The 6,381-nt window shown below is 73.4% G+C and carries 6 protein-coding genes; 5 read left to right on the top strand and 1 reads right to left on the bottom strand.

The features are described from left to right. The first annotated feature begins 307 nt into the window (after window positions 1–307). From A2U95_RS33915 to A2U95_RS29835, 4 genes are all read left to right on the top strand, one after another. Window positions 308–403, top strand: coding sequence for a putative leader peptide (locus tag A2U95_RS33915; protein WP_359270157.1), 96 nt, complete (start codon window positions 308–310; stop codon window positions 401–403). A gap of 368 nt (window positions 404–771) precedes the next feature. After that, window positions 772–2,181, top strand: coding sequence for a sulfatase family protein (locus A2U95_RS29845; RefSeq protein ID WP_166028760.1), 1,410 nt, complete (start codon window positions 772–774; stop codon window positions 2,179–2,181). 199 nt (window positions 2,182–2,380) lie between these two features. Next, a complete protein-coding gene (locus A2U95_RS29840; RefSeq protein ID WP_166028758.1) occupies window positions 2,381–3,046 on the top strand; it encodes a maleylpyruvate isomerase family mycothiol-dependent enzyme in 666 nt (221 codons plus the stop codon). Window positions 3,047–3,308: 262 nt separating this feature from the next. Continuing rightward, window positions 3,309–3,821: a hypothetical protein gene (locus tag A2U95_RS29835; RefSeq protein ID WP_166028756.1), complete on the top strand. Its 513-nt coding sequence runs from the start codon at window positions 3,309–3,311 to the stop codon at window positions 3,819–3,821. Between the two features lie 33 nt (window positions 3,822–3,854). On the opposite strand, the gene A2U95_RS29830 is transcribed toward A2U95_RS29835, so the two are convergent. After that, window positions 3,855–5,288 (bottom strand): FAD-binding oxidoreductase, encoded by a 1,434-nt coding sequence (locus A2U95_RS29830; protein ID WP_420857074.1) that lies wholly within the window; start codon window positions 5,286–5,288, stop codon window positions 3,855–3,857. Window positions 5,289–5,557: 269 nt separating this feature from the next. Here A2U95_RS29830 and A2U95_RS29825 point away from each other — a divergent pair, with 269 nt between their 5' ends. After that, a complete protein-coding gene (locus A2U95_RS29825) occupies window positions 5,558–6,307 on the top strand; it encodes an SOS response-associated peptidase (protein WP_166028754.1) in 750 nt (249 codons plus the stop codon). Window positions 6,308–6,381: the final 74 nt, after the last annotated feature.

The following is a 6,381-nucleotide window of genomic DNA, read 5'->3' as shown; positions in this document are numbered from 1 at the left end:
CCGCCGGTCCGTCCGACGCGGACGCCCCTGTCCGGCGGTCGCGGAGGGCCGCTCGCGCCCTCCCGCGGACGAGGGCCTTCCGTGCTGTGCGGACACCGTTCACTCCTGTCGGCCGACGGACACCCCCACCCCGTACGACGGTGTCCCGAGAACGGTGCCCATCCTCCCAGACGGGCCGCCGGACCCGGCGGCGACCGCCGCCTCGACCGGGCCGGGGCGGATGCCGCACCGCCCGCACCAACCCGTGTGTCCCAGCCGCTGGACACCCGGTTGACCCGCCCGCCGTCCCCTGGCATCGTCCCCGCCCATGAGGCCCGTCGCCGATCATCCGCAGGCGCTCGTCGCGCTCGTCGCGCGGCGACACGTCGACCTGTGCCGCCAGTCCAGCGCCATCTGTCGCTGACCATCCGTCACTGATTTCCGGGCCCCTCTCCCGTTTCCCCGCCGCGGTGCCGCACGCCCCGTCCGCGGGCGTCCGGCGGCCGCGCCGGCGTCCGCCGGGACGACGTGCCCGCGGTGTCCCGGCGTGCTGCCGGTGCTCCCGGGCTTCCCGCTCCGGCGCCCCGCGTGCCGGCGCCGGGAACGCGGGTCCCTGAAGCGGCTTCCGTACCCGGCCTGAGGCCCGCGTCCCGTCGTACCCGTCGTTCCGGTCACGCGCCGGCCCTTGGCACCCCTTGCCGCGGTGCGCCCCGCCGCACCCGGTTCCCTCCCGTCCACCTCGTTCACCCTGACGCGCCCACCACCACGGGCGCGCCCTCCGGAGGATTCCGCATGCCCGAAATATCCCGTCGTGCCTTCACCGGTCTGGTCGGAGCGGGCGCCGCCGGCGCCGTCGCCGGTACCGCCGCCACCGCCGAAGCCGCCCCGGCGGCGGGCTCCCCCGCCGAGCGGCCGTTCCGCGCCCGTCCCGGCTCCGGCTCCGGGAGGCGGCCCAACATCCTGTTCATCCTGGCCGACGACCTCGGCTGGGCCGACCTCTCCTCGTACGGCGCCCCGCACATCAGAACGCCGCACCTGGACCGGCTCGCCGCCCAGGGGGTGCGCTTCACCGACGCCTACTCGGGGTCGGCCACCTGCTCCCCGACGCGGTTCAGCCTCTACACCGGCCGCTTCCCCGGCCGCACGAAGGGCGGCCTGGCCGAGCCCATCGGCAACCGGACCCAGGGCCTGGACCCCCACCACCCCACCCTGGCGTCCCTGTTGAAGAAGGCCGGTTACGACACCGCGCTGATCGGCAAGTGGCACTGCGGCTGGCTGCCGGACCACAGCCCCACCAAGTCGGGATGGGACGAGTTCTTCGGCAACTTCGGCGGCGCGCTCGAGTACTTCTCCAAGCTGGGCCAGCTCGGCGACTACGACCTCTACGAAGGCGACGCCACCTACAAGGACCTCCGCTACTACACCACCGTCCTCACCGAGCGCGCGGTCGACCACATCGGCCGCAGGCACGAGCGGCCCTGGCTGCTCAACCTCAACTTCACCACCCCGCACTGGCCCTGGACCGGCGAGAAGGACGAGGAGGCCGCCGCCGGCATCGCCGACCGGATCCGTTCCGGCGACGTCCTGGGCGCCCTCAGGCACGACGACGGCGGATCCGTGGAGAAGTACAAGGAGATGGTGGAGAACCTCGACGCCTCGGTCGGCAAGGTGCTCGACGCGCTGCGGCGCTCCGGCCAGGAGGACCACACGGTCGTCGTCTTCGCCAGCGACAACGGCGGAGAGCGCTTCTCCTACCAGTGGCCGCTCAGCGGCGCCAAGGCGCAGCTCCTCGAGGGCGGCATCCGGGTGCCGACCATCCTCCGCTGGCCGGACCGGATCAGCGCCCGCCAGGTCAGCCACGAGCCGGTGTACTCCCCGGACTGGACGGCGACGCTGCTGGAACTGGGCGGCGCCCGGCCCGATCCGGCCTACCCTCTCGACGGCCACAGCTTCGCCGGCTACCTGCTGCGGGGCGAACGGGCGCCCCGGCGCGACCTGTTCTGGCGGGTCCGCGGCAACCGGGCGCTGCGCCGCGGCGACTGGAAGTACTACCGGGACACGGCCGGCAGGGACCACCTGTACCACCTGGCCGCCGACCAGCGCGAGCAGGCCGACCTGGCGAAGGAACACCCCGAACTGCTGGCCGACCTGAGGACCGCCTGGGAGACCACCGACGCGGACCTGCTGCCGTACCCCTCCTGAGCGGGACGGCCGAGGCGCGGCCAGGTCCCCCGCCGCGACAGCGCGGCGGGGGACCTGGCCGGCTCCGGCGGGCACCGCCCCGGGCGATCACTTTTCCCCGCGGCCGGAGTCTCCTCCATGATCGACCTCACTCCCGCAGGTCGCCCGCGACCGCGGCCGGCGGGTCCGTGGAGCACGACACGTGACAGGAGCCCTCCCCATGACCGCCCCCGAACCCACCGCCGGCCGCAACCGCGGCAGCGGAGTCTGGCCCTCGATACACGCCGAACGCGCGGCCCTGGCGGCCGACCTCGCGGACCTGACCGACGAAGGATGGGCCACCCCGTCGCTCTGCGCGGGGCTGACGGTCCGCGAGGTCCTCGCCCACCTCACCGCCGGCGCGAGCCTCAATGCCGTGCGCTGGCTGGCCGGAGTGATCCGCTGCCGGTTCGACTTCGACAAGCAGGTGTCCGTGCGACTGGCCGAACAACTGGGCGCCACCCCGGCCGCGACCCTCGACCGGTTCCGAAGGGCGGTCCCGAGCACCACCAAACCGCCCCTCCCCGCCGTGGCGATGCTGGGCGAGACCGTCGTGCACGGCGAGGACATCAGACGCCCGCTGGGGATCCGGCACGACCACCCGATCGAGACCGTCACCGAGGTCGCCCGGTACTACTCCGGCTCCGACCTCGTGGTCATGGCCAAGGGGCGCATCGGCGGACTGCGGCTGGTCGCCGACGACGGCCCCTTCACCACCGGCGCCGGGCCGGTGGTGAAGGGCCCGACACTGGCCCTGACGATGGCGATGACCGGCCGCGCGGTCCACTGCGACGACCTCCGGGGCGACGGTGTGGAAATCCTGCGCCGCAGGTGCGGCCCGGCGTGAGCGAAGCGCGGGCCACCGTCCGTGCCACCGGCGCGGACACCGGCGCCGGCGTCGTCCCCGAGCGCGTCCGGCCCCGGCCCCGCCCGTCCCGGGAACCGGCGCGCGCGCCGGGACGGCACGCCTCTCCACGACCGCGAACGGAACTTCCCGCCCGGTCCGCCCCGTTGGCACGGACGGTGGCGGCCCATAACGTCTGTGAGGCCGGGCGGTCGGCCCGGCGAAGGGCCGGAGCGAGCCATCGTCCAGCGAACGGGAGCCAGCCTTGACCACCAGCACGCAGCCGCACCCCGGTATCCACCTGTGCTCGCTGAAGACGAGCGTCCCGCAGTCCGTCCAGCCGGGCACCGCCTACCAGGTCGTCCGGTTCCCGTTCGGTTCCGCGGAATCCACCGACCCGCACGGCATGCACCAGGCCGTGCAGCCCGACGGCCGCACCGTGACCGACTGGGCGAGCGACGACCGGTCGGGCCTGATCTGGCCGACCGTGCGCGGGTGGGGGCATCTGTACGCCATGCTGCAGTGGGCCGAGCCCACCGGGGCCACGGAGTACCGCGACCAGTTCGCCCGCGACCCGCTGGAACTGGCCGGTCCCGTGGACACCACGGCGACCGAGCACAGGGCCCCCACCGTCGGCGGCGAGTACTGGACGAAGGTCTGGGGCATCGTCTGCAACCCCGGTGTGCCCCTCGCCGTCCGGGTCACCCACAACGCCGGAACCCCGATCAACCTGACCTTCGCCGAGTTCAAGCTGGCCATCCAGCCGCTGGCGGAGTGACCGGCGGGCGGACCGGCGTCCCGGGCGGCGTGCCTACGCCGCCGCGGGCGCGACGTTCTGGTTCCGGTGGAAGAGGTTCTCCGGGTCGTAGGCGTGCTTCACCGCGGCCAGCCGGTCGTAGTGGCTCCGGTACGTCGCCCGCACCCGCTCCGTCCCCTCGTGCTCGCCGATGAAGTTCACGTAGCCGCCGCCCATCGAGTACGGGTGCAGCGCCTCCCAGTAGTCCGTGCACCACCGCCGCAACGCGCCCGCGTTGGCCGGGTCGGGGTCGATGCCGGCGTACACGGCGGACCAGACGGCGTCCCGGTAGGCCCAGGCGGTGTCGTCGGCGCCCACCCGGTGGGCCGCGCCGTCGACCGGGTAGAGGTGCATCGTCGACAGGTCCGTGGGGATGTCCTGCCCGAACCGCTGGTGCAGTTCCACGGCGGCGTCGGGGACGCCGTCGAAGAAGTCACCCCTCCAGTACCACTGCAGGCCCTTGGGCAGCAGGGCGTCGAACATGCTCTGCAGGGCGGGCAGCGGCATGGGGGCGGTGAAGTGGAAGGCCGGGGGCGCCGGTTCGTCCACGGCGGCGAGCAACCGGTCCAGGCGGTCGCCCTCCTGCTCCCCGGACCAGCACCACACCACCGCGGACACGGTCCGCCCGTACATCTCCTCGGGGAAGGGCGGGCCGGGCGGCACGGTCATCGCGGCGTAGAAGCCGCTGAGTTCCTCCGGCGCGGCCGGCAGGAACTCGCGGTACCAGCGCAGCACGTCGGAGACGCGGTCGACGGGCCACGCCGTCAGGCCGACCGTCACCGTGTCCACCTGGTGCAGCCGGAAGGTGAACCCGGTGACCACTCCGAAGTTGCCGCCGCCGCCCCGCAACGCCCAGAACAGGTCCGGGTGTTCGTCTTCGGAGGCGGTCACGAACGAACCGTCGGCGAGCACCACGTCGGCGGAGAGCAGGCTGTCGATGGTCAGGCCGAACCTGCGGGTGAGATGGCCGTGTCCGCCCCCCAGGGTCAGGCCGCTCACCCCGGTGGTCGAGTTGATCCCGGACGGCAGGCCCAGGCCGAACGTGTGGGCCGCGTGGTCGAGGTCGCCGAGTTGGCTGCCACCGCCCACCTGTGCGGTGCGCGCCTGCGGATCCACCCTGACCCAGCGCATCGGCGACAGGTCGAGCGTGACCGCGCCGTCGGCGACGCCCAGGCCCGGCCCGCTGTGTCCGCCGCCGCGCACGGTGAGCTCCGCGCCGGTGTCCCGGGCCAGCGACAGCACCGTCCGCACGTCGCCGACGTCCACGCACCGCGCGACCGCGGCCGGGTGTCTGTCGATCATCGCGTTGTAGACGCTGCGCGCCTCGTCGTAATCCGTGTCCCCGGGGGCGACCACCTCGCCCCGCATCGTCTCGCGCAGCTTCTCCAGCGCGGCCCGGTCCCACGCGCCCATGGCGCCGGTGATGCCGCCGGTGTCGGTCGTGGCCATGATGCAACACCTCGGTCGGGAGTCCACGAGCAGCGGACGGACAGAGGTGCACGCGATGTCCGGCTGGGGAAGCGGGCTCGTGGCGCGACGGCCGTTCGCGCTCGAAATGTCGGCGCGGGGCGGACGACCGCCCGCGCGCCCTTCCATTGTCCTGCCGCGCCGTGCGGCCCGCATCCGGGCCCGCGCGGACACCCGCGCCGCGGCGCCCGGCCGCGGCCGTCCCGGAACGCCGCCACCGTTCCCGGGGCGGACCGTGCCACAGTGGAGTCATGTGCGGCCGTTACGTCTCCACCCGTAGCCCTCAGGAACTGACCCGGATCTTCGACGTGGCGCGATGGAGCCCGGAGGAGACGCTGGAGCAGAACTGGAACGTCGCCCCCACCAACGAGGTCTACGCCGTCCTCGAGCGGGCAGACCGCGGGGAGGAGGACGAGGAGGGCGAGGCGCCGGCGCGCAGGGAACTGCGGACGCCGCGATGGGGTCTGGTCCCCTCCTGGGCGAAGGACCCGAAGATCGGCTCCCGGATGATCAACGCCCGGGTGGAGACCGTGCACGAGAAGCCGGCCTACCGCCGCGCCTTCGCGCGCCGCCGCTGCCTGCTCCCGGCGGATGGCTTCTACGAGTGGCAGCAACTGAAGGACGAGGCCACGGGCAAGGTCCGCAAGCAGCCGTACTTCATCCACCCCGCCGACGGCCAGGTGATGGCCCTCGCCGGCCTGTACGAGTACTGGCGGAACCCGGAGGTCAAGGACCGGGACGACCCCGCCGCGTGGCTGCTGACCTGCACGATCATCACCACCGAGGCCACCGACGCGGCCGGCCGCGTCCACCCCCGCATGCCGCTCGCCCTCACCTTTGACCACTACGAGGCGTGGCTCGACCCCCGCCACGACGACACCGAGCACCTCCGCGCCCTGCTCACCCGGCCCGCGGACGGGAACCTGAACGCCCGCCCCGTCTCCACGGCCGTGAACAACACCCGCAGCAACGGGCCGCAGCTTCTGGAGGAGGCACGTTGACGACAGCGGATGCTATTGACATTCGATAGGTATCAGTCGATATTCGATTGTCGAGCGTCCGGTTCCGGTGACCG

This window comes from Streptomyces chilikensis (assembly GCF_001642695.1).
GTDB classification, from domain to species: domain Bacteria; phylum Actinomycetota; class Actinomycetes; order Streptomycetales; family Streptomycetaceae; genus Streptomyces; species Streptomyces chilikensis.
Note: the sequence above shows the minus strand (reverse complement) of the source record. Positions and strands in the feature narration are given on the sequence as shown.